Below are 22,839 nucleotides of genomic sequence, written 5' to 3' on the forward strand. Positions count from 1 at the left end.
CCTGGGTGTACGGGTCTCCCCTGTCGGCCGGATGCTTCTGCGGTCCGGTCCGATCCGTCGGTTAAGACCGTTGGGAGGGATTTCGGTTGCTTGTCGAGGCTACATTGTGGCTTGAGTCACGTCGCTTACGTCAAGGGTGAGATCGTTCTCCGGGTCGAAGACGGGGCGCACGGCGACGGTACCCCGCACCGGGTGTTCCAGGTCGCGCGCGGGGTGCACGTCGGTGCGCTTGCGGTCCACGCCGTCGCCCGTGAGACGGCCGAGCGGGACGGGCGGTTCCGAGGGGCCGGGGCGCAGTTCCAGGCGGTGCGCGTCGTGGGCGGCGTCCCCGGGCGGGACGAGCGCGATGCCGCGGCGGGTGCGGGTGCCGTGCGGCGGTCGGCGGGGAGCTTCGGGGCGTCCGCGCCGCGGTGGACGGAGATGATCTCGACGTCGTGGCGGGCGGCGAGGGCGCTCGCGAGGTTGCCGGTGGCGCGGATCGTGCCGCCGATGCCGTAGGCGTTGTGGATCAGGAAGGCGATCTTCATGAGTGTGGGCCCCCTCTCCGTGCGCGTGCCGGGTCCGCCCGTTTGTTCGGGCGAGCGAACTGTAGGGGCAGCCGCGCCGCTTCCGTCAAGCGGCCCGTCGAACGGAAGTCCAGAGGGTAACCGGGTGGCCGGGCGTGGCGCGGGGACGGACCCCGCGGGCGCTGGGAGGCTGGGCCCTGTGAAGGCGATGGTGGCGGTCTCCGCGGTCGTGGCCCTCGGGCTGACGGCGGGATGCGGCGGCCCTGGCGGCGACGGCGGGCTCGACGGCAACGGCGGCTCCGGCGGAGGAGGCGGACGCGGCGGCGGCCGCGGCGAGGCCAAGGACACGCGCGGTGCCGTGCGGATACTCAGCTCCGCCCAGCTCAGGCACGTCGAGCTGGGGCCGCGCGAGGTCCCCGGCTTCCAGATCGAACGCGCGAGCAGCTGGGCCGCGGGCGGTGGTCGGCCCGTCGCCGACGACGCCTCCTGCCGGCCCCTCGTCGAGGCCCTCGGCTCCCGGCCCCGGCCCGCGCCGGCCGCGTCCGTCGTCAACACCTTCGCCAAGGCCGGCGAGGACCTCGACTTCCAGGGCCTCATGGGGATGATCCGCGTCTCCACCTACCGCGGCGACGGCGCCGTCTCCACCCTCGACGGGCTGCGGTCCGCGGCGGCCGGCTGCGCGGGCGGCTTCCGCATGCGCACCGGGGAGGGCGAACCCCAGGAGTTCCGGGCGGTCCGCACGCTCACGGCGCCCCGGCTGGGGGACGAGGCGGTGGCCTACCGGCTGGAGAACGCGGCGGAGCGGGCGCCGAGCCTGATCACGGTCGTGCGCTCGGGCGCCACGCTCGCGATGTTCTTCGCCACGAGCCTGTCCGACCCCGAGGACGTCGAAATCCCCCCGGAACTCGTCGACGCCCAGATCGCCAAACTCTCCCGAGCCGAACAAAAGGCCCCCACGGTCCCGCCGCCGTCCTCACCGATGGCGGTGGGGGAAGGCGGGGAGGCGGGGGAGGGGGACGGCGGGTGACGCACGCCGTCCCGCGTCCTCGTATCCGCCGCGGCGGCGGGCAGCCACGATGGTGGTGTCCGGCGGTGCCGTACGGCCTCGGGCGGTTCGGCGCCGCCGGGCTGCGCGGTGGGGGCTGGGCGCCGGTGCGGCGGGTTTTCCTGCCTGACGGCAGGGAGTGGCGCTGCGCCCGGCCCGGCCCCCGCCTACGCCTGCTTCTTGGGGGCCGCGGACGGGGTGGCGGAGGCCACCGACGCCGCTGCCTGGGAGTTGGCCCGGGCCATGATGCGGCGGAAGGTGTAGCCCGCCACGTCGCGGCCCGCCTGGAGGGCGTCCTTGTCGTCGTCGGGGACGGCCTTGCCGTTCAGGTAGCCGGCCACGGTGAAGTAGGCGTAGCGCCCCTCCGCGTTGGCGGTCAGGCGGCAGGCCGTGGCCCGGCAGAAGGAGGGGCCGTCGCCCGGGAGCGAGGCGATGTTCCCCGTGGACTGCTCCTTGGCCTTGTCGGCCGCGGCCTTGGTGTCGAAGACGGCCACGCCGACCGTCACCGCCACTCCGTCCCGCTTGTACGTCGCCCGCATCACCTTCCGGCAGCCGTTGTCGGCGAGGACGGAGCCGAGCCCGCCCTGCGTCGCCGAGGCGCAGTCCTCGGTCGTGGCCGTGTCGACGCGGTCGTACTTGCGCTTGTCGAGGGAGGGCTTGCTGTGCGGGAAGAGCGTCTTCGTGCTGAGCGGCGCCTTGTCCTTCTCCGCGCTGGCTATGAAGTCGCGCGGGTTGGGCGGAGGCGGCGGCGCGACCTGCGAGAACGACGGCTCGGGCGAGCCGGAGGAGCTCGGCAGCTTCTGCGCCGACGGCAGGTCGGAGGCGGACTTGCCGCCCTTGTGCGAACCGACGACGAGGGCCGCCACGGTGCCGGCGACGGCGACCGTGGCCAGCGCGCCGCCGCCGACCAGCAGCCACTTGCGGCGCCGGCCGCGGGCCGCGGTGGTGTCGGCGAGGGCGTCCCAGTCGGGCGTCTGCGAGGCCTGGCCGGGGGCGGAGGCCCACGGCGCGGGCGGTGCGGGCGGCACGGGATGCTGCGGCGCCGGCTGCGGGACCGGCTGTGGCACCGCCTGCTGCGCCGGCTGCTGCTGCGCCCCGGGCCCCTGCGGCTGCGGCTGCGGCGACAGGTCCGGCGGCGGACCGAACTGCCCGGCCGGCGGCATCGGCTGCGAGCCCGGCGGCGGCCCTGACGGCGGCCCCGAGGGCGGACCCGGCTGCTGGTGCGGCTGCTGCGGATCCCCCGGGGGCCCGTACGGCCCTGCCTGCCCAAAACTCATGGCGTGCATCGTAAACCGCGAAAACGGGTTGGTCGCCCCCTCGGCGAGCAGGGAGAATCCCGCCCATGGGACACGTGGAAGCGGCACATCTGGAGTACTACCTCCCGGACGGGAGGGTGCTCCTCGGCGATGTCTCCTTCCGCGTGGGCGAAGGCGCCGCGGTCGCCCTCGTCGGTGCCAACGGCGCCGGCAAGACCACGCTGCTGCGCCTGATCGCCGGCGAGCTGCAGCCGCACGGCGGCACGGTCTCCGTCAGCGGCGGCCTCGGCGTGATGCCGCAGTTCGTGGGCTCGGTCCGGGACGACCGCACGGTCCGCGACCTGCTGGTCTCCGTCGCCCAGCCGCGCATCCGCGAGGCGGCGCGGGCGGTGGACGCCGCCGAGCTCGCCATCATGGAGCGGGACGACGAGGCCGCGCAGATGGCCTACGCGCAGGCCCTCTCCGACTGGGCCGAGGCCCGCGGCTACGAGGCCGAGACCGTGTGGGACATGTGCACCACGGCCGCGCTCGGCGTCCCGTACGAGAAGGCGCAGTGGCGCCAGGTGCGCACGCTCTCCGGCGGCGAGCAGAAGCGGCTCGTCCTGGAGTCCCTGCTGCGCGGCACGGACGAGGTCCTGCTCCTGGACGAGCCGGACAACTATCTGGACGTCCCCGGCAAGCGCTGGCTGGAGGAGAAGCTGCGCGAGACGAAGAAGACGGTCCTCTTCGTCTCCCACGACCGCGAGCTGCTGGCCCGCTCCGCCGAGAAGATCATCAGCGTCGAGCCGGGCCCGGCGGGCAGCGACGTCTGGGTGCACGGCGGCGGCTTCGCCACGTACCACGAGGCCCGCAAGGAGCGCTTCGCCCGCTTCGAGGAGCTGCGGCGGCGCTGGGACGAGAAGCACGCCCAGCTGAAGAAGCTGGTGATCACGCTGCGGCAGGCGGCCGCCGTCAGCCACGAGATGGCCTCGCGGTACGCCGCGGCGCAGACCCGGCTGCGGAAGTTCGAGGAGGCGGGCCCGCCGCCGGAGCCGCCCCGCGAGCAGGACATCCGGATGCGGCTGCGCGGCGGCCGCACCGGCGTGCGCGCCCTGACCTGCGTGGACCTGGAGCTGACCGGCCTGATGAAGCCGTTCGGCCTGGAGGTCTTCTACGGCGAGCGGGTCGCGATCCTGGGCTCGAACGGCTCCGGCAAGTCGCACTTCCTGCGGCTCCTGGCCGGGGACTCCGAGAATCCCGTGGCGCACACGGGCGAGTGGAAGCTGGGCGCCCGCGTCGTGCCGGGGCACTTCGCGCAGACCCACGCCCACCCGGAGCTGCTGGGGCGCACGCTCGTCGACATCCTGTGGACGGAGCACGCCAAGGACCGCGGCGGGGCGATGTCCGCCTTGCGGCGGTACGAGCTGGAGAAGCAGGGGGACCAGCTCTTCGAGAGGCTCTCGGGCGGCCAGCAGGCCCGCTTCCAGATCCTGCTGCTGGAGCTGGCGGGGACGACGGCCCTGCTCCTGGACGAGCCCACGGACAACCTGGACCTGGAGAGCGCGGAGGCCCTCCAGGAGGGTCTGGAGGCGTATGAGGGAACGGTGCTCTGCGTCACACACGACCGCTGGTTCGCCCGCTCCTTCGACCGCTTTCTCGTCTTCGGGGCGGACGGGCGGGTCCGCGAGGTTCCGGAGCCGGTGTGGGACGAGGGGCGAGTGGAGCGGAGCAGGTGACCGCCTGCGGCGGTGTCCTCAAACGCCGGACGGGCTGAGATATCGCTGAGCCCGCCCATGAGAATCAGCCCGTCCGGCGCTTGAGGACGAGGCCCGCGGGGCCGGTGCGGGTGGCCGGGCCTGCGCGCCGGTGAGACCATGTGTTTTGACCCCGCCGGTGGGCGCCCGGTACTCTACGAGTTCGTTATGCGTATTGGCTTGGTCGTTCTCACGCGAGGGGCCCTTACGCTTGCCCACCAGAGTGGCCGCCAGCGGCCCGCACCCGGGTTGCGTCCCCGGAGTGCGTCCCTCGCCGGCAGCCGCCTCAGGCGGGCCGTGTCAGGACCCACTCACTGAAGAAGCGAAGGCTACGACCGTGCGTACGTTCAGCCCCAAGCCCGGCGATGTCCAGCGCCAGTGGCACATCATCGACGCGCAGGACGTCGTCCTGGGCCGTCTGGCCTCTCAGGCCGCCTCCCTGCTGCGCGGCAAGCACAAGCCTGTGTACGCCCCGCACATGGACATGGGTGACTTCGTCGTCATCATCAACGCCGACAAGGTTCACCTGTCCGGCAACAAGAAGACCCAGAAGATGGCGTACCGCCACTCTGGCTTCCCGGGTGGTCTGCGCTCCGTCCGTTACGACGAGCTGCTCGACAAGAACCCCGAGAAGGCCGTCGAGAAGGCGATCAAGGGCATGCTGCCCAAGAACTCCCTCGGCCGTCAGATGCTCTCGAAGCTGAAGGTCTACTCCGGCGCCGAGCACCCGCACGCCGCCCAGCAGCCGCAGCCGTTCGAGATCACCCAGGTCAAGCAGGGCTAAGTCCCGGCCACCGCCGAACCAGAAAGTCTGAGGAGAATCGTGGCTGAGACCACTGCCGAGATGCCGGTCGAGGGCGTCGAGGAGTACACCACCGAGACCGAGGTCGTTGAGTCGGAGTACACCTCCGAGTCCCTCGCGTCCCGCTTCGGCGACCCGCAGCCGGCCGCCGGCCTGGGCCGTCGCAAGAACGCCATTGCCCGTGTCCGGATCGTTCCGGGCTCCGGCAAGTGGAAGATCAACGGTCGCACCCTTGAGGACTACTTCCCCAACAAGGTGCACCAGCAGGAAGTCAACGAGCCCTTCAAGGTGCTCGAGCTTGACGACCGCTACGACGTCATCGCCCGCATCTCGGGTGGCGGCGTCTCCGGCCAGGCCGGCGCCCTGCGCCTCGGCGTGGCCCGCGCGCTGAACGAGGCGGACGTGGACAACAACCGCGGCCCGCTGAAGAAGGCCGGCTTCCTGAGCCGCGACGACCGTGCGGTCGAGCGCAAGAAGGCCGGTCTCAAGAAGGCCCGCAAGGCCCCGCAGTACAGCAAGCGCTAATCACGCGGCTTCGCTGCTCTGCTCGAACGCCCCGGCGGCACACTCCGTGCCCGCCGGGGCGTTTCGGCTATCGGTCACCCGGGACGTATCGGCGTATACCTGAAGTCAACGTTCCGGTTCCGGACCCGACACTTTTGTTTGCGGGGCCCGTTCACAGGCAGGCCCCGTATCCGCGCGTTTTTCGGAGGACACCAGTGGGACGACTCTTCGGTACGGACGGTGTGCGCGGCGTCGCCAACGCCGATCTGACGGCCGAGCTCGCACTCGGCCTGTCGGTCGCCGCGGCGCACGTGCTCGCCGAGGCGGGGACGTTCGAGGGCCACCGCCCGGTGGCCGTCGTGGGCCGTGACCCGCGCGCGTCCGGGGAGTTCCTGGAGGCCGCCGTCGTGGCCGGCCTGGCCAGCGCCGGCGTCGACGTGCTGCGGGTGGGCGTGCTGCCCACGCCCGCCGTCGCCTATCTGACGGGCGCCCTCGGCGCCGACCTCGGCGTGATGCTCTCCGCGAGCCACAACGCCATGCCCGACAACGGCATCAAGTTCTTCGCGCGCGGCGGCCACAAGCTCGCCGACGAGCTGGAGGACCGCATCGAGCAGACCTACCGGGCGCACGCCTCCGGCGAGCCCTGGGACCGTCCCACCGGTGCCGGCGTCGGCCGCGTCCGCGAGTACGACCAGGGCTTCGACAACTACGTCGCCCACCTGATCGGCGTCCTCCCCAACCGCATGGACGGCCTGAAGGTCGTCATCGACGGCGCCCACGGCGCCGCGGCCCGCGTCTCCCCGGAGGCCTTCGCCCGCGCCGGTGCCGAGGTCATCACGATCGGCACCGAGCCCGACGGCCTCAACATCAACCACGAGTGCGGCTCCACCCACCTGGACAAGCTGCGTGCCGCCGTCGTCGAGCACGGCGCGGACCTGGGCGTGGCGCACGACGGCGACGCCGACCGCTGCCTGGCCGTGGACCACAAGGGCAACGAGGTCGACGGCGACCAGATCCTCGCCGTCCTGGCCCTCGCCATGCGCGAGGCGGGCTCGCTGCGCAAGAACACCGTCGTGGCGACCGTCATGTCCAACCTGGGCTTCAAGCTGGCCATGGAGCGCGAGGGCGTCGAGATGGTCCAGACGGCCGTCGGCGACCGCTACGTCCTGGAGGAGATGAAGGCCCACGGCTTCGCCCTCGGCGGCGAGCAGTCCGGGCACGTCATCGTCCTCGACCACGCCACGACCGGCGACGGCACCCTGACCGGCCTGATGCTGGCCGCCCGCGTCGCCGCCACGGGCCGTTCCCTCGCGGATCTGGCCGCCGTCATGGAGCGCCTGCCGCAGATCCTCATCAACGTCCGCGACGTCGACAAGACCCGGGTGAACTCCTCCGAGGAGCTCGCCGCGGCCGTCGCCGACGCCGAGGCGCAGCTGGGCTCCACCGGCCGCGTGCTGCTGCGCCCGTCCGGCACGGAGCCGCTCGTGCGCGTGATGGTGGAGGCCGCCGACATCGAGCAGGCCCGCACCGTGGCCCAGCGCCTCGCGGACGCGGTGAAGTCCGCCCTGGGCTAGGTCCTCCGCGTCAGGCCCTGACACGCCTGCCCGCCCGGAATCGCTTCCGGGCGGGCAGGCGTGACTGTTTCTCAGGGCTTGTGCAGGCCTCAGGGCTTTGCCCAGGTCCTCGGAGCTTGTGCAGTCCTCAGAGCTTGCGCAGTCCTCAGAGCTTGCGCAGGGACAGCCGCTGCACCTTGTGGTCCGGCCCCTTGCGCAGGATCAGGTTCGACCGGCCGCGGGTGGGGGCCACGTTCTCCAGCAGGTTGGGCTTGTTGATGGTGCGCCAGTTGCGGCGCGCGTAGTCCAGGGCCTCCTCCTCGGAGACCTGGGTGTAGCGCCGGAAGTAGGAGTCGGGGTCGGTGAAGGCCGTCGCGCGTAGCTTCTTGAAGCGCTCGTAGTACCAGCGCTCGATGTCCTCGGCGCGCGCGTCCACGTAGAGGCTGAAGTCGAAGAAGTCGGCGAGTCCGACGCGGGTGCGGCCGTCCTTGCCGGGCAGGGCCGGCTGGAGGACGTTGAGGCCCTCGATGATCAGGATGTCGGGGCGGTGCACGGTCAGCTTCTCGCCGGGCACGATGTCGTAGATCAGGTGGGAGTAGACGGGGGCCGAGACCTCGTCCTTGCCCGCCTTCACATCGGCGACGAAGCGGGTCAGGGCGCGCCGGTCGTAGGACTCGGGGAAACCTTTCCGCGACATCAGGCCGCGGCTCTGCAGCTCGGCGTTGGGCAGCAGGAAGCCGTCCGTGGTGACCAGCTCCACCCGCGGGTGCTCGGGCCAGCGGGCCAGCAGCGCCTGCAGGAGGCGCGCGGTGGTCGACTTGCCGACCGCCACGCTGCCCGCGACACCGATGACGAAGGGCGTGCCGGGCTGGGAGCCGTGCCCGTCGCCCACGTCGCCCAGGAAGGTGTTCAGCGTGCCCCGCAGCTGACTGGTGGCCTCGACGTACAGGTGCAGCAGCCGGGACAGGGGCAGGTAGACCTCCCGCACCTCGTCCAGGTCGATGACGTCCCCGAGGCCGCGCAGCCGCTCGACCTCGTCGGCTGTCAGCGGCAGCGGGGTGTTCTCCCGCAGGGCGCTCCACTCGGCGCGGGTCAGGTCCACGTACGGGGACGAGTCCGCGCGGCGGCGCTGCGGCGGCTGGTCTGTGGTGGTCGGCACGGGCCCATTGTGCGCGGGTCGCGCCCGGCGCTCACTTCCGGGTGGCGGGAACGGGTGTTCTCGTGGGATTTGGGTGACTCGTACGGCGGGTAACGGGCCGCAACGGTGGGTGAACTTTCACCGACCTCTGTACCTACTGACCGGTCAGCCATTACGTTCCGCTCGCGGGCCGCACGCGCACGCCCCCCCACCACGCGGCCGCATCACGTAGGGATGCCCGTGTTGTCTGTGTTCGCTCTCAGAAACCTGCGCCGGAGATCCGCCGAGGCCGGCCGGGAGGACTTCGCCGCCCGCGTCTGCGCCGAGCTGGCCGACGACCTGCCCGACGAGGACCTCACCCAGGACCTCGACGACTGCCTCGACCGCTACGAGCTCGGCAGCAAGCCGCGCTGCGAGGAGGTCGAGTACCTGGAGATGGTGCAGGACGCCATCGACAGGATCGAACGGGGCTGCTGACCCTCCGCCGGATGCCCCGCCGGATGCCCCGCCGGATGCCCCGCCGGACGCGCCGCCGAACGCCCGCCGGACGTCCCGCCGGGCGCCCCGCCGATCCGGTGCCCGGCCCGGCGGTTGTGCCGTTGCCGCCACGAGCGGGGCCGCCCGCGCCGTACCCTGCTCCGCATGTGCGGAATCGTTGGCTATGTGGGAGGGCAGTCCGCCCTCGATGTCGTATTGGCGGGGCTGCGGCGGCTGGAGTACCGCGGCTATGACTCGGCCGGGGTCGCGGTGCTGGCCGACGGCGGTCTCGCCGCCGCGAAGAAGGCGGGCAAGCTCGCCAACCTGGAGAAGGAGCTGTCCGACCGGCCGCTGCCGTCCGGCCCGACCGGCATCGGCCACACGCGCTGGGCCACGCACGGCGCGCCCAACGACGCCAACGCCCACCCCCACCTGGACAACCCGGGCCGCGTCGCCGTCGTCCACAACGGCATCATCGAGAACTTCGCCGAGCTGCGGGCCGAACTGACCGAGCGCGGCCACGGCCTCGCGTCGGACACCGACACCGAGGTCGTCGCTCACCTGCTGTCCGAGTCCTTCTCCTCCTGCGGCGACCTGGCCGAGTCGATGCGCCAGGTCTGCCGCCGGCTGGAGGGCGCGTTCACGCTGGTCGCGGTGCACGCGGACGAGCCGGACGTGGTGGTCGGCGCGCGCCGCAACTCCCCGCTCGTGGTCGGCCTCGGCGACGGCGAGTCCTTCCTCGCCTCCGACGTCGCCGCCTTCATCGCCCACACCCGCGAGGCCGTCGAGCTCGGCCAGGACCAGGTCGTGGAGCTGCGCCGCGACGGCGTGACCGTCACCGGCTTCGACGGGGCGCCCGCGGACGTGCGCCCGTACCACGTCGACTGGGACGCCTCGGCCGCCGAGAAGGGCGGTTACGACTACTTCATGCTCAAGGAGATCGCCGAGCAGCCGAAGGCCGTCGCGGACACCCTCCTGGGCCGCATCGACGCCGCGGGGACGCTGTCGCTGGACGAGGTGCGGATCCCGGCGTCCGTGCTGCGCGAGGCCGACAAGATCGTCATCGTGGCGTGCGGCACGGCGTACCACGCGGGGATGATCGCCAAGTACGCGATCGAGCACTGGACCCGCATCCCCTGCGAGACGGAGCTGGCCAGCGAGTTCCGCTACCGGGACCCGATCCTGGACCCGCGGACGCTGGTGATCGCCATCAGCCAGTCCGGCGAGACCATGGACACCCTGATGGCCCTGCGGCACGCGCGGGAGCAGGGTGCGAAGGTCCTCGCCATCTGCAACACCAACGGCTCGACCATCCCGCGGGAGTCGGACGCGGTCCTGTACACGCACGCCGGCCCGGAGGTGGCCGTCGCCTCGACCAAGGCCTTCCTGACCCAGCTGGTGGCCTGCTACCTGGTCGCGCTGTACCTGGGCCAGGTGCGCGGCACCAAGTGGGGCGACGAGGTCGTCTCCGTGATCCGCGAGCTGTCGCAGATCGCGGGCCAGGTGGAGGAGGTCCTGGAGACCATGGAGCCGGTCCGCGAACTGGCCCGCTCCCTGGCCGACAAGAACACCGTGCTGTTCCTGGGCCGCCACGTGGGCTACCCCGTGGCCCTGGAGGGCGCGCTGAAGCTCAAGGAGCTCGCGTACATGCACGCGGAGGGCTTCGCGGCGGGCGAGCTCAAGCACGGGCCCATCGCGCTGATCGAGCGCGACCTGCCGGTCGTGGTCGTCGTGCCGTCGCCGCGCGGCCGGTCCGTCCTCCACGACAAGATCGTCTCGAACATCCAGGAGATCCGGGCGCGCGGCGCACGGACCATCGTGATCGCCGAGCGGGGCGACGAGGCGGTGCGGCCCTACGCCGACCACCTCATCGAGATCCCGCAGACGCCGGTGCTGCTGCAGCCGCTGGTCGCCACGGTGCCCCTCCAGGTCTTCGCCTGCGAACTCGCCACGGCCCGCGGCAACGAGGTCGACCAGCCCCGCAACCTGGCCAAGTCGGTGACCGTCGAATGATCGTCGGAGTCGGCATCGACGTCGCCGCGATCGACCGCTTCGAAGCCGCCCTGCGGCGTACGCCCGGGCTGGCGGCCCGGCTCTTCGCGGACGGCGAGCTGCACCTGCCCAGCGGCGAACGGCGCGGCATCGCCTCCCTCGCGGTCCGCTTCGCCGCGAAGGAGGCCGTGGCCAAGGCCCTGGGCGCCCCCGGGAACCTCCTGTGGACGGACGCCGAAGTGACCACGGAGAGCAGCGGCCAGCCGCGGCTGGTGGTCCGCGGCACGGTCGCGGCGCGGGCGGAGGAGCTCGGGGTGACGTCGTGGCACGTCTCGCTGAGCCACGACGCGGGGGTCGCTTCCGCTGTGGTGATCGCGGAGAAGTGAGACGGGGCCGGCGCCCCCGGCCCGCCGCCCCGGGCGGTGGCGAGGGGGCGCCGGCCCCGCCGTAGGCTCGGCGCCATGCCCACGACGCACACGACCCTGACCGAGTACGCGCGGTGCGTCTACGGTGACGAGCACCGGCCCGCGCCCGCGCCCGCGCCCGCGTGCGACGGCGAGCACATCGAGCGCTACTTCGTCGAGCGGCTCACCTTCGCCGGTGCGGACGAGGTGCTCGCGATGCTGCGCGAACTGAGCCCGCACCTGGTCGACGGCTACCTCCCCGTCTGGATCCGCAACCTCGCCTACCGGCTCGTCCTCCTCCAGCGGCCCGACGAGCCCGACCTGATGCGGGAGGCCGCGGACAGTCTCTACCTGCACGGCCCCGACTGGGACGACATCGCCGCGGAGCTCCGGCGGAGGGCGGACGCGCTGGACGCCGCGGCGGGGTGACGGTGGGCGCGTCCGCGCCGGGTTGGACGGTTCGGTTGTGGCGCGCCTCGCCGCGCCCACGCACGAACGCCCCGCGGAGCGGGGGCCGTTCGCGGCCCGGCCTGTCGTAGGGCAGGAGTACGGTTTCCGTGTCACGTCAGAAACGGAGCTCCGTATGCCCCCGCACAATGACGAGCACACCGGCGCGCGCATCGCTCGCGCGCGTAAGGTCCGGCGCCTGACCCAGCGCGAGCTGTCGGACCTGGCCCATGTCTCCTACAGCACCCTGACCAAGGTCGAGCAGGGCGCCCTGCCCGCGAGCCCGTCGGTCATCGGGGCGCTGGCCCGTGCGCTGTCCCTGCCCGTCACCGAACTGACCGGCCAGCCCTACCTCGACGAGTTGCGGGCGGACCAGCTGGACGGGCTGATCCAGCCGATCCGGGAGGCGCTGGACGTCTACGACCTCGGGCCCGACCCGGACGTCACCCCCCGCCCCTTGGCGGAGCTGGAGGCGCACGCCGACGCGCTGTGCGCCATGGTCCGGGCGACGAACATCAAGCAGGTCGCCGCCGCCCTGCCCGGGCTGATCCACGAGGCCACCACGGCGGCGCACGCCTCTCCCGGCGACCGCAGCTGGCGCGTCCTGGCCAGCGCGTACCGGACGGCGTACGACGTGACCACGAAGCTCGGCTTCCTCGACCTCTGCACGGTCGCCCTGGATCGCCTGGAGTGGGCCGCGCAGCGCGCCTCGGACCCGGTTCTCGGCGGGATGCGCCAGTACCTGCGGGCCCTGGCCTACCTCCGCGCCAGCGACTACCGCACGGGCAAGCGGCTCGTACGGCTCGCCATGTCCACCTTGGCGCAGGCCGAGGCGGGGCGGGTGCGCGACGTCGTCACGGGCCAACTGCACCTGGGCGCCGCCGTGCTCGCGGGCCGGGACAAGGACGGGGACGCCGCCACGGACCACCTGGACGAGGCACGGCGGATCGCGGAGCGCACCGGGGAGGCCGGGAAGGTGCACTGGCTGTCCTTCGGGCCGACCAACGTCGGGGCGCACCACGTGAGCGTCCTCGCCGAACTGGACCGGTATCCGGAGGCCGTGCGCGCAGCCGAGGAGACGGCGATCCCGGACGCCTGGCCGCCGTCCCGCCGGGCGCACCACTACACCGAGGTCGCCCGGGCCGAGCTGTGGACCGGCCGCACGGACGCCGCCTTCAGGAACCTGCAGCTGGCCCGGAAGGTGGCGCCGCAGCAGACGCGCTACCACCCGACGGTGCGCGAGACGTTCGCGGGGCTGGAGTCGGCGAAGCGGCGGATGCCCGAGACGTTCAGCAACTACGGGGCCTGGCTGGGCAGGTGACGCACGGCGAGGCGATGGCCGGAGCTATCAGCAACTGCTGGTAGTTCCGGCCCTGTTGTGTCGCCACTCTGTGGTGGTCGGAAGACCCCCGCGGCCGGGCGAACGGCCCGGGGGCATGGCCCACGCCGCATAGGAGCGTCGACATGCGCAACACTATCCGCCGCCTCACCGCCTGGCTGAGGATCGGCCGCGAACCGGCCACCCAGGCGGCCCCGGCCGCGCCCGGCGCGCTGGCGCAGGCCGCACCGGCTGCACCGGCAGACCCGGCCGTACCGTCGGCCGCGCAGGAGAAGTCGGCCACGTGCGGCGTCTACGTGTGGGCGACCGCCCACGGGATCGACCTCAGGCCGAGGCACTCCCTGCTCACGTGCACGTGCTCGACCCGCGCGGCGCGCGCGACGCTCAGCGCGAAGGTCGCGGAGGCGAACCGGGCGAGCCGGTGGGGCAATGGTGCGGGCTGTGACTAGTGGGCGCGGGCGGTGAATACCGCGCGCATCGGCTTGCTGTTGACGATCAGGACGACGCCGGCCAGAAGGACGCCGCACACGGCCTGCTCCACCTTCAGCCATGCCGGAAACGCGCCCGGCAGCGCGACGATGACGGCGATCGCCACCGTCATGCCGAGCGAGGAGAAGCGCAGCCGGGCGTACGAGGGGCTGTGGCCGCGGGCCGTCCGGGCGGCGAACCGGGCCATGAGGAGCGACGCGGCGACGACGATGCTCGCCCGCGCCCAGACGGCGTCGGTCACGAGGTCGTGGTGGTCGCGCAGGAGGACGACGGCGATCAGGGTGCCCAGGCTGAGGCCCGCGAAGCAGCTGATGAGCAGCTTGGCGCTGCGTAACGACCGTTGGATGCGGGGGTGGTTGAGGCCTTCGGCGGAACGGGGCGTCGCGGGCGTTGAGGGCGTCGAGGGCGTTGCCATGGTGGTCCTTTCGCTTCCCTGAGGGGCTGCTAAAAGGATCCGTTCCGCTTGCGGTCCGATCATCGTTCACTCGGACGAGACGTGGCGCGCGCGGCGTCGGGGCCCTGCCCGGGGTCGTCCCGTAGGGGGCAGCCGGGCCGCGCGGGTGCGGGCGCGGCCCGGAGGGGCTAGTCGCTGATGCAGACGTTGCCGGAGGCCGGGTTGAGCAGGCCGACGACGTTGAGGCTGAGGGAACACAGGTTGATGGGCACGTAGATCGGGATCTGGATCACGTTGCCCGAGATCACGCCGGGGGATCCGTGCGCGGCGCCGACCGGGACGCTGTCGGCGGTGGCCGCGCCGGCGCCCGCCGCGGCGAGGAGCGTGGCGGCCGCGGCCGCGGTGGCGGCGGTCTTGGTGGTGGGTGTCATGGGAACTCCCGGGGATGGGGGGTTGATGCGCGGCCAAGTCTCGCGCATACTTCTCCCTTTTTGTCTCATTTGCCGCGTGTGCCGTATTCGGCCGCCGGTAAATCCGTTGTTGACTCTCCAGCGACCGGAGGCTCCAAGGTGAGGGACATGGACGACGACACCGCGTACCCCCTGCACTCCATCGGGGAACTGGCCCGGCTGACCGGGCTGACGGTCAGGACCATCCGGTTCTGGTCCGACACGGGCGTGGTGCCGCCGACCGACCGCACACCCGCGGGCTACCGCCTCTACGGCCCCGACGCGCTCGCGCGCCTCGGCCTCGTGCGGACGCTGCGCGACCTCGGCGTGGGGCTCCCCGTCATCCGGCAGGTGCTGGAGCGGGAGATCACCGTCTCCGAGGTCGCGGCCGTCCACGCCGAGGCCCTGGACGTGCAGATCCGCACCTTGCGGTTGCGTCAGGCCGTGCTGCGGGCGGTGGCCGGGCGCGGGTCGACACCCGAGGAGATGGAACTCGTGCACAAGCTCGCCACCCTGTCCGAGCAGGAACGACGCCGCCTGATCAATGAATTCATCGACAGTGCCTTCGAGGGCCTGGACGTCGACCCGGACTTCCTCGCCTCGATGCGCGACGGCATGCCCCGGCTGCCGGAGGACCCCTCGCAGGAGCAGCTCGACGCCTGGGTGGAGCTCGCGGAGCTCGTCCAGGACGAGGAGTTCCGGGCCGGGATCCGCCGGGCGGCCGAGGATCAGACGCGGGCCTGGCAGGAGTCCGGCCGGCCCGACGGAGAGCGCACGAAGTACGCGGCGCAGGTGATCAAGGAGCGTACGGCCGAGGCGCGGCAGGCCGGGATCGCCCCGGACGGCCCCGCGGCCCGGCCGTACGTCGACCGGATCGCCGCCGCCCTCGCGGAGGTGTCGCGCCGCGAGGACGGGCCGGAGTTCCGGGCCTGGCTGCTGGAGCGGCTGGAGGCCGGCAACGACCCGCGCTACGGCAAGTACTGGCGGCTCGTCGCCGTGATCAACGGCTGGGCGCTGCCGGACATGGAGCCGGCCACGGAGTGGTTCGCGGCCGCGCTGCGGGCCGGGGTCCGGGGGTAGGGCGTACGTGCCCGCAAGGCCCGGCCCGGTGCGCCGCCGTCGGTGCACCGGGCCGGGTGCCGGGGTCGGCTGCCGGGTCGGTTCCCGGCCGGGCGTCCGGCCGGGCCGGCCCGTGCCTCCCCGTCCGCCTTGATCGACGCCCCGTCGCGTACTCAGGCTCGCGCGTTCGCGGAACCCCCTGTCAACACCTCTCTCCTGACGTATCGTCGGTTGGCGGAAACGCGCGCGGAGGGGACAGAGGTGCACCCGGCGAAGGAACGTATCGCAGCGGTATTCGGACGGAGTCAGGGCAGCGGATACCTCCTCGCCCCGAACCTGGTCCTGACGGCCGCACACGTGGTCGGTGACTGCGCGAACCCGCGGGCGATCGTCCCCGGCGGCGTCGGGCAGGTGCGCTGCAAAGTGGTCTGGGCTCGCGACGACAACCGCCGCTGCGACGTCGCCCTGCTCGTCGGCGAGCGGGACCTCGTCCCCGAGGACGTCGCCGAAGCCTTCGAACCCCTTGTCTGGGGCCGCGCCTACGACCTGAGGGTCTGGCCGGGCGCCCAGGCCATCGGCTACCCGCACGTCCAGCGCGACGAAGCCGGCGAGCTCGACACCGAGCAGATCGTCGGCTCCCTCAAGCCGGGCAGCAACCTGCTCAGCGGCCGGCACGTGCTCGACAGCGAGTACGGGTCCCCGCGGCAGCCCGCCGACGGCGGCTCGCCGTGGGCCGGGATGTCCGGCGCCGCCGTCTTCGTGGACGGCCTGCTCGCCGGGGTGGTCTGCGCCGACCCGAACGGCTGGCGGCACGGACGGCTCACGGTCACCCCGTCCGCCACGCTCTGGCAGGACTTCGCGTTCCTCAGCGAGTGCCTGCTCGTGGGCCACAAGCCCGAGTCCCGCTCCCTCGCCTCGCCGCGGCAGCTGGAGATCGAGGCCTTCGAACGGCGCCTGCGCGACTACATCGTCGAGAAGTCCGGCGAACTGACCATCATCGGCCTGACCCTCTCCGACGGCGAGGGCGAGACCTGGCCCCTGGACGCCGCCTACCTCAGCCTGGAACTGACCGGCGGCGCGGCGCGCGGCGCGGGCGGCGCCGAGGCCAGGGCGATGGGGGAGTGGCTGCCCGAGAACTCCACGCCGTCCCCCAGGCGCGCCGAGGAAGCCCTCGCCGGGCGCCGCCGCGTGCTCCTGCGCGGCGCCGCCGGCTCCGGCAAGACGACGCTGCTGCAGTGGCTCGCCACCATCACCGCCCGCGGCGACCTGCCGCCCGGCCTCGGCCACCTCAGCGGCTGCCTGCCGCTCACCCTCCCCCTCCGTACGCTCATCCGCCGCGGCGAACTCCCGCAGCCCGAGGAGTTCCTGGCCGCGGCCGCCGGCCCGCTCGCCGGCCTGCCCGCCGCCCGGGGCTGGGTCACCCGCAGGCTCACCGAAGGCACCGCGCTCCTGCTGATCGACGGCGTGGACGAGGTCCCCGAGGCCGACCGCCGCCGCACCCTGACCTGGGTCAAGGACCTCCTCGCCGCCTACCCCGACGCCCGCTACGTCATCACCACCCGCCCCTCCGCCGTCCGCGAGGGCTGGCTCGCCGACGCCGGCTTCACCGAGCTCGAACTCCTCCCCATGAGCCGCGGCGACGTCATCTCGTTCATCGGCCGCTGGCACGACGCGGCGGGCGCGCGCCACCACGAACCCCTGCGCGCCTTCCGCGACGCCCTCACCACCGCCGTCGTCACCAAACGCGACCTCGGCATGCTCGCCACCAACCCCCTGATGTGCGCCCTGATCTGCGCCCTCAACCGCTCCCGCAAGGGGTACCTCCCGCACGGCCGCATGGAGCTCTACCGCGCCGCGCTGGAACTGCTGCTCGTGCGGCGCGACCGCGAGCGGGGCGTGGTGGTCGGCGAGGACGGGCCGGAGCTGGAGCACGGGCAGCAGGTGGCCCTGCTGCAGAAGATCGCCTACTGGCTGATCCGCAACGGCCGTTCCGAGATCGAATGGCACAAGGCCGTCGAGATCCTCGACCGTGCGCTGCCCGCCATGCCGTCCGTCGCCGCCCGCGGCAGCGCCGAGGACATACTGCGCCACCTCGTCCTGCGCAGCGGTCTGCTGCGCCGCCCCACCAGCGAGACCCTCGACTTCATCCACCGCACCTTCCAGGACTACCTCGGCGCCCAGGCCGCCGTGGACGACTGGGACTTCGACGTCCTCGTCCACCACGCCCACGACGACCAGTGGGAGGACGTGCTGAGGATGGCGGTCGGCCACGCACCGCCGCGCGCCCGCGCGGAGCTGCTGCGCCTGCTCCTGGAACGCGGCGACAAGGAGCCGGCCCATCGGGCCCGGCTCCACCTCCTCGCCGCGGCGTGCCTCGAACACGCGACGGAGGTCGACTGGGAGGTCCGCGCGCGGGTCGAGAAGGCGGCGGCGGAGCTCGTACCGCCGCGGGACCTGGAGGCGGCGAAGTCGCTCGCCGCGGCGGGGAGGGTGGTCCTGGACCTGCTGCCCGGGCCGGAGGGGCTTACGGACGACGTCGCGCATGCGGTGGTCGTCGCGGCGACGACGGTGGCTGATGACAGGGCTTTGCCCTTGTTGTCCCGGTATGTGGACCACCCCTTGCTGGAGGTGCGGGCACAGCTCGCGTGGGCCTGGGACCGGTTCGAGACGGAGGCGTACGCCGAGGCCGTGATCGGGCGGCTGGCGTACGAGGACGGGCTCGACTTCGTGGTGAAGTCGCGGGAGCACCTGGCTGCGCTGAAGCGGCTCGGGGGGCGGCCCCAGGTGCAGATCCGAGGGCTGGAGACCGCCGAGGACCTGACGGATCTCGCCACGCCGGCCCTCGCCGACGTGACCTTCCGGGGCATGAGCGACTGTGTCGACTTGCGTGTGTTGCGCGGCTGCCCTCCGCTGCGAGCCCTGCGCGCCGTCGAGACCCCGCCGGTACTCCAGCTGAGTGCACTGGACGTCAGCGCGTTGCAGACCATGCACCTGTGGTTGGAGGGCTGGCCGGAGGACCTCGGAGCGCTGCCCGCCATGACCGGGTTGCGGGATCTGACGTTGCACTGGGAGGACACGGGGCTCCGCGTGCCGTCCTGCGAGGTACGGCTGCCCCGTGCGCTCCGCTACCTGCACATCGGCCCCGGTGTGTCGTCCGCCGCAGAGCTGCCCGACCTGGCAGGGCACCCCACACTCCAGCAGTTGGTGATTCACGGGGGCCGCGCCCGGAAGCGATTGCCGTTGGCGTCTCTTTCCGAGCTGCGGTTCCTCCGGGTCTATGGGGAGAACCTGCGGTACCTCGTGGACCTGGAGCCCCTGCCGCAAGTGGAGGAGCTCCACCTGAAGGAGAGCACCGGCCTGTCCGGGCTGGCCCACGTGTCGCGCGTCTACCCGGCGGTCAAGAAGATCAACATCATCGACCCCGTGAGCGACGGGCGCGAGGAGCCGGTCGACCTGGCGCTGCTCGGGAACCTGGGCCCGTTGAATGTGCGCATCAGGCACACCGGCCCGGTCATCAACCGGGATTCCCTCCCCGCCGGCTCCGAACTGACCCTCATCGCCGATCGGACCTGAGCACTCCCTCCCCCAGCCCCTACCGCCGTAACCGGCTCCCGCCCCGCTCGCCGGCGCGGCCCCCGCCGCGTTGGAGGCGGAGGGTTCAAGGGCTGACGTCGAGCACCCGTACGAGTTCCCCCGCCCAGCGCCCGGGTTCCGCCGTGGCGACGAACGCCCCGTCGGGTCGCTCGGGGTTCGGCTCGGCCGCGTACCGGGCGTGTGCGTCCGCCCAGCTGCCGCTGCTTGCGATGGCCAGTGCTGCCGGCAGGTCCAGGTCGAGGACGGTGACGCCGGGGAGTGCGGCGAGATGCTCGGCCGTGCCGGGGCGGGCCCGGTCGGCCTCGACCAGTGCGCAGGTCGGGGCGTACAAGTGCCACCCCGCTTCCATGTGCGCGCGGTGGATGAGCCGGGAGGCGACGACGTTGCCGCGGCCGGCGGCCACCATGGCTGTGTGGTCGAGAACGATGTGGAGGTGGTCGCTCACCGCGCCGCCTCGGAGAGCCGCCGGTCCAGCTCGGCGTCGAGCCGTTCCTCTTCGTCCTGGCTGGGGTCGTAGCCGTTCCACTCGCGCAGCATCCGGCGGGCTCGCTCGGCTTGCTCGGCGCGCTCGGCGGGGGTGAGGAGCTCGTCGGCCAGTCGGGAGAGGTAGGCGCGCAGGGACATGCCTTCTGCTGCGGCGACCTCGGCGAGGCGGTCACGGGCATCGGCGGGAATGCGGATGTTCGCGTCGGCCATGGGTAATCCTCTGTTCAGCACGCAGGAAGAGTATGGGTACGTACCCGTACCCATACTTCATTCTCCTGGATTTCTCTCGAACGAGTGGTTCCCCGGTGCCGTGCCTGACGTCATCCCGCCACCCCCCTCCACGCCCCCCGCAGCTCCTCCGCCACCCCCATCGCCGTCAGCGGCGCAGCCCCCCGTTCCCGGGCGGCCAGCCCGTGCAGGTACGCCCCGACGGCGGCGGCGTCCCAGCCGGGCAGCCCTGCCGCCAGCAGGGATCCCGTGAGGCCCGACAGGACGTCGCCGCTTCCTGCCGTGGCCAGCCACGGCGTTCCCGTCGGGTTGACGCGGACCGTGCGGCGGCCGTGGCCGGGGCCGCCTGTGGAGGCGATCAGGGTCGTGGAGCCCTTGAGGAGAGCGGTGGCTCCGTAGCGTTCGGAGAGGGCGCGGACGGCGGCCAGGCGGCCGGATTCGACGCGGTCGCGCGAGACGCCCAGCAGGGCCGCGGCCTCCCCGGCGTGCGGGGTGAGGACGGTCTCCGCCGCCCGGGCCCGTACGGTGTCGGCCGGCATCAGCCGCAGCCCGTCCGCGTCCACGAGGACGGGTACGTCCGAGGCGAGGACGTCTTCCAGTGCCTGCCGGGCCTCGGGGCCGTCGCCGAGGCCGGGGCCGACGACCCAGGCCTGGACGCGGCCCGCCTTGGACGGGGGGCCGGCGGTGACGAGGGTTTCGGGGAAGCGGGCGATCACGGCGTCCGCGGCCGGGCCGGTGTAGCGCACGGCGCCCGCGCCGCCGTGGAGGGCGCCCGCGACGGCGAGGACGGCCGCGCCGGGGTAGCGGGCGGAGCCGGCGACGACGCCGACGACGCCGCGCCGGTACTTGTCGCTCTCCGCGGCGGGCCGCGGCAGCAGCGCGGCGACGTCGGCGTGCTGCAGGGACTCGGCGTCGGGCCGGGCGGGCAGCTGCAGCCCGATGTCGACGAGCCGGAGGGCGCCGGCGTGCTCGCGGGCCGGGTCGACGAGGAGGCCGGGCTTGTACGCGCCGAAGGTGATCGTCGCGTCGGCGCGCACGGCGGTGCCGTGCACTTCCCCGGTGTCGGCGTCGACGCCGCTGGGCAGGTCGACGGCGACGAGGATCGCGCCGCCGTCGGCGGCGGCCCGGACGAGCTGGGCGGCGTCGGGGCGCAGGCCGCCCTTGCCGCCGATGCCGACGATCCCGTCGAGGACGAGGTCCGCGCCGCGCAGCACCCCGTCGGCGGCCTCGGCGGAGGCGACGCGCCCCCCGGCGGCCCGCAGGGCGGCGAGCCCGGCGGCGTGGGCCCGTTCGGGGGCGACGAGCACGGCGGTCACTCCGGCGCCGCGCCGGGCGAGCCGGGCCCCGGCGTAGAGGGCGTCGCCGCCGTTGTCGCCGCTGCCGACGAGCAGGGCGATCCGTGACCCGTACACCCGCCTGAGCAGTCCGGCGCAGGAGGCGGCGAGCCCCGCGGCGGCGCGCTGCATCAGGGCGCCGTGGGGGAGCTGTGCCATGAGCGCGCGCTCGGCGGCCCGTACGGTCTCGACGCTGTAGGCAGTCCTCATGTACTAAGTCTCACCACAGCACGCCCCGCACGCTCCCGAAGGGGTGCGACCTGATGCGACCTGATGCGACCTGGTGCCACCCGACGCGATCCGGCGCGACCTGACGCGGCCCGGCGCGACCTGACGTTCCGGAAAAGACCCCCCGAAATGACAGCCTGAGGCCCACCCCTCATCGCCTGCGCGGACGTCCTGAGAGACTGACGGGGATGAACGAGACTCCGATCCGCGCCCGCGAGACCCCGATGCGCGCCCGTGCCCTGGTCGACCTGGCCGCGCTGCGGGCCAACGTACGCACGCTCAAGGCCCGCGCGGCCGGGGCGCAGCTGATGGCTGTGGTCAAGGCCAACGCCTACGGCCACGGCGCGGTGCAGTGTGCCCGGGCGGCCCGCGAGGCCGGTGCCGAGTGGGTGGGCACGGCCACGCCGGACGAGGCGCTGGCGCTGCGCGCGGCGGGCGACCGGGGCCGGCTGATGTGCTGGCTGTGGACGCCGGGCGGGCCGTGGCGCGAGGCCGTGGAGGCGGACGTCGACGTGACGGTCAGCGGGCTGTGGGCGCTCGCGGAGGTAGCGGAGGCGGTACGGGCCGCGGGGCGTCCCGCGCGCGTTCAGCTGAAGATCGACACCGGTCTGGGGCGCAACGGCTGCCAGCCCGACGACTGGCCGGAACTGATCGCCGCGGCGCGCGAGGCGGAGGAGGCCGGCCTGCTGAAGGTGACCGGCATCTGGTCGCACTTCGCGTGCGCCGACGAGCCGGGGCACCCCTCCATCCAGGCCCAGCTGAGGGTCTTCCGGGACGCGGTGGCGTACGCGGAGCGGCAGGGCGTCGAGCCCGAGGTGCGGCACATAGCCAACTCCCCGGCGACCCTCACGCTCCCCGAGACGCACTTCGACCTCGTGCGGACGGGCATCGCGATGTACGGGGTCTCGCCGAGCCCCGAGGTCGGCACGCCGCAGGAGCTGGGCCTGAAGCCGGTGATGACGCTGTCGGCGTACCTGGCGTCGGTGAAGCGGGTGCCGGGCGGCCACGGCGTCTCGTACGGGCACCACTACATCACCCCGGGCCCCACCACTCTCGCGCTCGTCCCCGTGGGCTACGCGGACGGCATCCCGCGCGCGGGCTCCGGTACCGGCCCGGTGCTGGTGGGCGGCAAGTGGCGGACGGTGGCCGGGCGGGTGGCCATGGACCAGTTCGTGGTCGACCTGGGCGGCGATGCGGCGCAGGTGGGCGAGGAAGCGGTGCTGTTCGGGCCGGGCGACCGGGGCGAACCGACCGCCGAGGACTGGGCGCGGGCCACCGGAACGATCGCTTACGAGGTGGTCACGCGCATCTCCAACCGGGTGCCCCGCGTCTATGTCGGTGAGAACGTGGACGGGTACACCGAATAGTTCCGCAGGACCGGA

General features: G+C 73.1%; 22 protein-coding genes. 14 read left to right on the forward strand and 8 right to left on the reverse strand.

The annotated features are described in order from the left end of the window. Positions 1-125: 125 nt before the first annotated feature. A complete protein-coding gene (locus NQU55_RS37190; protein WP_206329419.1) occupies positions 126-527 on the reverse strand; it encodes a hypothetical protein in 402 nt (133 codons plus the stop codon). 178 nt (positions 528-705) lie between these two features. Between NQU55_RS37190 and NQU55_RS26335 the strand changes: the two genes are divergently transcribed. Next, complete coding sequence (locus tag NQU55_RS26335) at positions 706-1,533, forward strand: hypothetical protein (RefSeq protein WP_168093344.1); 828 nt, start codon at positions 706-708, stop codon at positions 1,531-1,533. A gap of 185 nt (positions 1,534-1,718) precedes the next feature. Here the strand turns inward: NQU55_RS26335 and NQU55_RS26340 are convergent, their stop codons facing one another. After that, positions 1,719-2,828 carry a hypothetical protein gene (locus NQU55_RS26340; protein WP_240976417.1) on the reverse strand — a complete coding sequence of 370 codons (1,110 nt, stop codon included), beginning with the start codon at positions 2,826-2,828 and terminating at the stop codon, positions 1,719-1,721. 65 nt (positions 2,829-2,893) lie between these two features. Between NQU55_RS26340 and NQU55_RS26345 the strand changes: the two genes are divergently transcribed. From NQU55_RS26345 to glmM, 4 genes are all read left to right on the forward strand, one after another. Next, a complete protein-coding gene (locus NQU55_RS26345) occupies positions 2,894-4,522 on the forward strand; it encodes an ABC-F family ATP-binding cassette domain-containing protein (RefSeq protein WP_206329415.1) in 1,629 nt (542 codons plus the stop codon). Between the two features lie 355 nt (positions 4,523-4,877). Continuing rightward, positions 4,878-5,324, forward strand: coding sequence for a 50S ribosomal protein L13 (rplM, locus tag NQU55_RS26350; protein ID WP_106681041.1), 447 nt, complete (start codon positions 4,878-4,880; stop codon positions 5,322-5,324). A gap of 39 nt (positions 5,325-5,363) precedes the next feature. Beyond that, positions 5,364-5,867 (forward strand): 30S ribosomal protein S9, encoded by a 504-nt coding sequence (gene rpsI / locus NQU55_RS26355; RefSeq protein WP_106681042.1) that lies wholly within the window; start codon positions 5,364-5,366, stop codon positions 5,865-5,867. A gap of 194 nt (positions 5,868-6,061) precedes the next feature. Next, complete coding sequence (gene glmM / locus NQU55_RS26360; protein ID WP_168093347.1) at positions 6,062-7,420, forward strand: phosphoglucosamine mutase; 1,359 nt, start codon at positions 6,062-6,064, stop codon at positions 7,418-7,420. Positions 7,421-7,565: 145 nt separating this feature from the next. Here glmM and coaA read toward each other — a convergent pair whose 3' ends face one another. Next, positions 7,566-8,558, reverse strand: a complete 993-nt coding sequence (gene coaA / locus NQU55_RS26365) for a type I pantothenate kinase (protein WP_168093348.1) — start codon at positions 8,556-8,558, stop codon at positions 7,566-7,568. Positions 8,559-8,786: 228 nt separating this feature from the next. Here coaA and NQU55_RS26370 point away from each other — a divergent pair, with 228 nt between their 5' ends. The 6 genes from NQU55_RS26370 (at position 8,787) to NQU55_RS26395 (ending at position 13,645) form a co-directional block, all read left to right on the forward strand. Beyond that, the gene (locus NQU55_RS26370; protein WP_245700596.1) at positions 8,787-9,014 is read left to right on the forward strand and encodes a hypothetical protein; all 228 of its coding nucleotides are present in this window, start codon (positions 8,787-8,789) and stop codon (positions 9,012-9,014) included. A 165-nt stretch (positions 9,015-9,179) separates the two neighbouring features. Then, on the forward strand, positions 9,180-11,027 hold the full coding sequence (gene glmS / locus NQU55_RS26375; RefSeq protein ID WP_168093350.1) for a glutamine--fructose-6-phosphate transaminase (isomerizing): 1,848 nt from the start codon (positions 9,180-9,182) through the stop codon (positions 11,025-11,027). Then, positions 11,024-11,392 carry a holo-ACP synthase gene (locus tag NQU55_RS26380; RefSeq protein ID WP_168093351.1) on the forward strand — a complete coding sequence of 123 codons (369 nt, stop codon included), beginning with the start codon at positions 11,024-11,026 and terminating at the stop codon, positions 11,390-11,392. The genes glmS and NQU55_RS26380 overlap by 4 nt, the downstream gene beginning before the upstream one ends. 75 nt (positions 11,393-11,467) lie before the next feature. Next, positions 11,468-11,839, forward strand: a complete 372-nt coding sequence (locus NQU55_RS26385) for a hypothetical protein (protein WP_168093352.1) — start codon at positions 11,468-11,470, stop codon at positions 11,837-11,839. A 154-nt stretch (positions 11,840-11,993) separates the two neighbouring features. Then, the gene (locus tag NQU55_RS26390) at positions 11,994-13,178 is read left to right on the forward strand and encodes a helix-turn-helix domain-containing protein (protein ID WP_168093353.1); all 1,185 of its coding nucleotides are present in this window, start codon (positions 11,994-11,996) and stop codon (positions 13,176-13,178) included. Positions 13,179-13,321: 143 nt separating this feature from the next. Further along, positions 13,322-13,645, forward strand: a complete 324-nt coding sequence (locus NQU55_RS26395) for a hypothetical protein (protein ID WP_168093345.1) — start codon at positions 13,322-13,324, stop codon at positions 13,643-13,645. Here NQU55_RS26395 and NQU55_RS26400 read toward each other — a convergent pair. Further along, positions 13,642-14,100, reverse strand: a complete 459-nt coding sequence (locus NQU55_RS26400; RefSeq protein WP_256791289.1) for a hypothetical protein — start codon at positions 14,098-14,100, stop codon at positions 13,642-13,644. The genes NQU55_RS26395 and NQU55_RS26400 overlap by 4 nt on opposite strands. A 167-nt stretch (positions 14,101-14,267) precedes the next feature. After that, a complete protein-coding gene (locus NQU55_RS26405; RefSeq protein ID WP_168096343.1) occupies positions 14,268-14,510 on the reverse strand; it encodes a chaplin in 243 nt (80 codons plus the stop codon). 147 nt (positions 14,511-14,657) lie between these two features. Here NQU55_RS26405 and NQU55_RS26410 point away from each other — a divergent pair, with 147 nt between their 5' ends. Further along, positions 14,658-15,608 (forward strand): MerR family transcriptional regulator, encoded by a 951-nt coding sequence (locus NQU55_RS26410; protein WP_168096342.1) that lies wholly within the window; start codon positions 14,658-14,660, stop codon positions 15,606-15,608. Between the two features lie 240 nt (positions 15,609-15,848). After that, positions 15,849-19,160, forward strand: coding sequence for an NACHT domain-containing protein (locus NQU55_RS26415; protein ID WP_256791290.1), 3,312 nt, complete (start codon positions 15,849-15,851; stop codon positions 19,158-19,160). 85 nt (positions 19,161-19,245) lie between these two features. On the opposite strand, the gene NQU55_RS26420 is transcribed toward NQU55_RS26415, so the two are convergent. The 3 genes from NQU55_RS26420 to NQU55_RS26430 all read right to left on the reverse strand — a co-directional run bounded on the left by NQU55_RS26420 (position 19,246) and on the right by NQU55_RS26430 (position 21,439). Next, entirely contained in the window at positions 19,246-19,626 is a 381-nt protein-coding gene (locus NQU55_RS26420; protein WP_256791291.1) for a PIN domain-containing protein, read from the reverse strand. Further along, positions 19,623-19,877 carry a hypothetical protein gene (locus tag NQU55_RS26425; protein WP_058046799.1) on the reverse strand — a complete coding sequence of 85 codons (255 nt, stop codon included), beginning with the start codon at positions 19,875-19,877 and terminating at the stop codon, positions 19,623-19,625. Before NQU55_RS26425 ends, NQU55_RS26420 begins: the two co-directional genes overlap by 4 nt. A gap of 110 nt (positions 19,878-19,987) precedes the next feature. Beyond that, positions 19,988-21,439 (reverse strand): NAD(P)H-hydrate dehydratase, encoded by a 1,452-nt coding sequence (locus tag NQU55_RS26430; RefSeq protein WP_168096087.1) that lies wholly within the window; start codon positions 21,437-21,439, stop codon positions 19,988-19,990. A gap of 206 nt (positions 21,440-21,645) precedes the next feature. Here NQU55_RS26430 and alr point away from each other — a divergent pair, with 206 nt between their 5' ends. Then, positions 21,646-22,824 (forward strand): alanine racemase, encoded by a 1,179-nt coding sequence (gene alr / locus NQU55_RS26435; protein WP_256791292.1) that lies wholly within the window; start codon positions 21,646-21,648, stop codon positions 22,822-22,824. Positions 22,825-22,839: the final 15 nt, after the last annotated feature.

It is taken from the genome of Streptomyces telluris, from assembly GCF_024519335.1.
GTDB lineage: Bacteria > Actinomycetota > Actinomycetes > Streptomycetales > Streptomycetaceae > Streptomyces > Streptomyces telluris.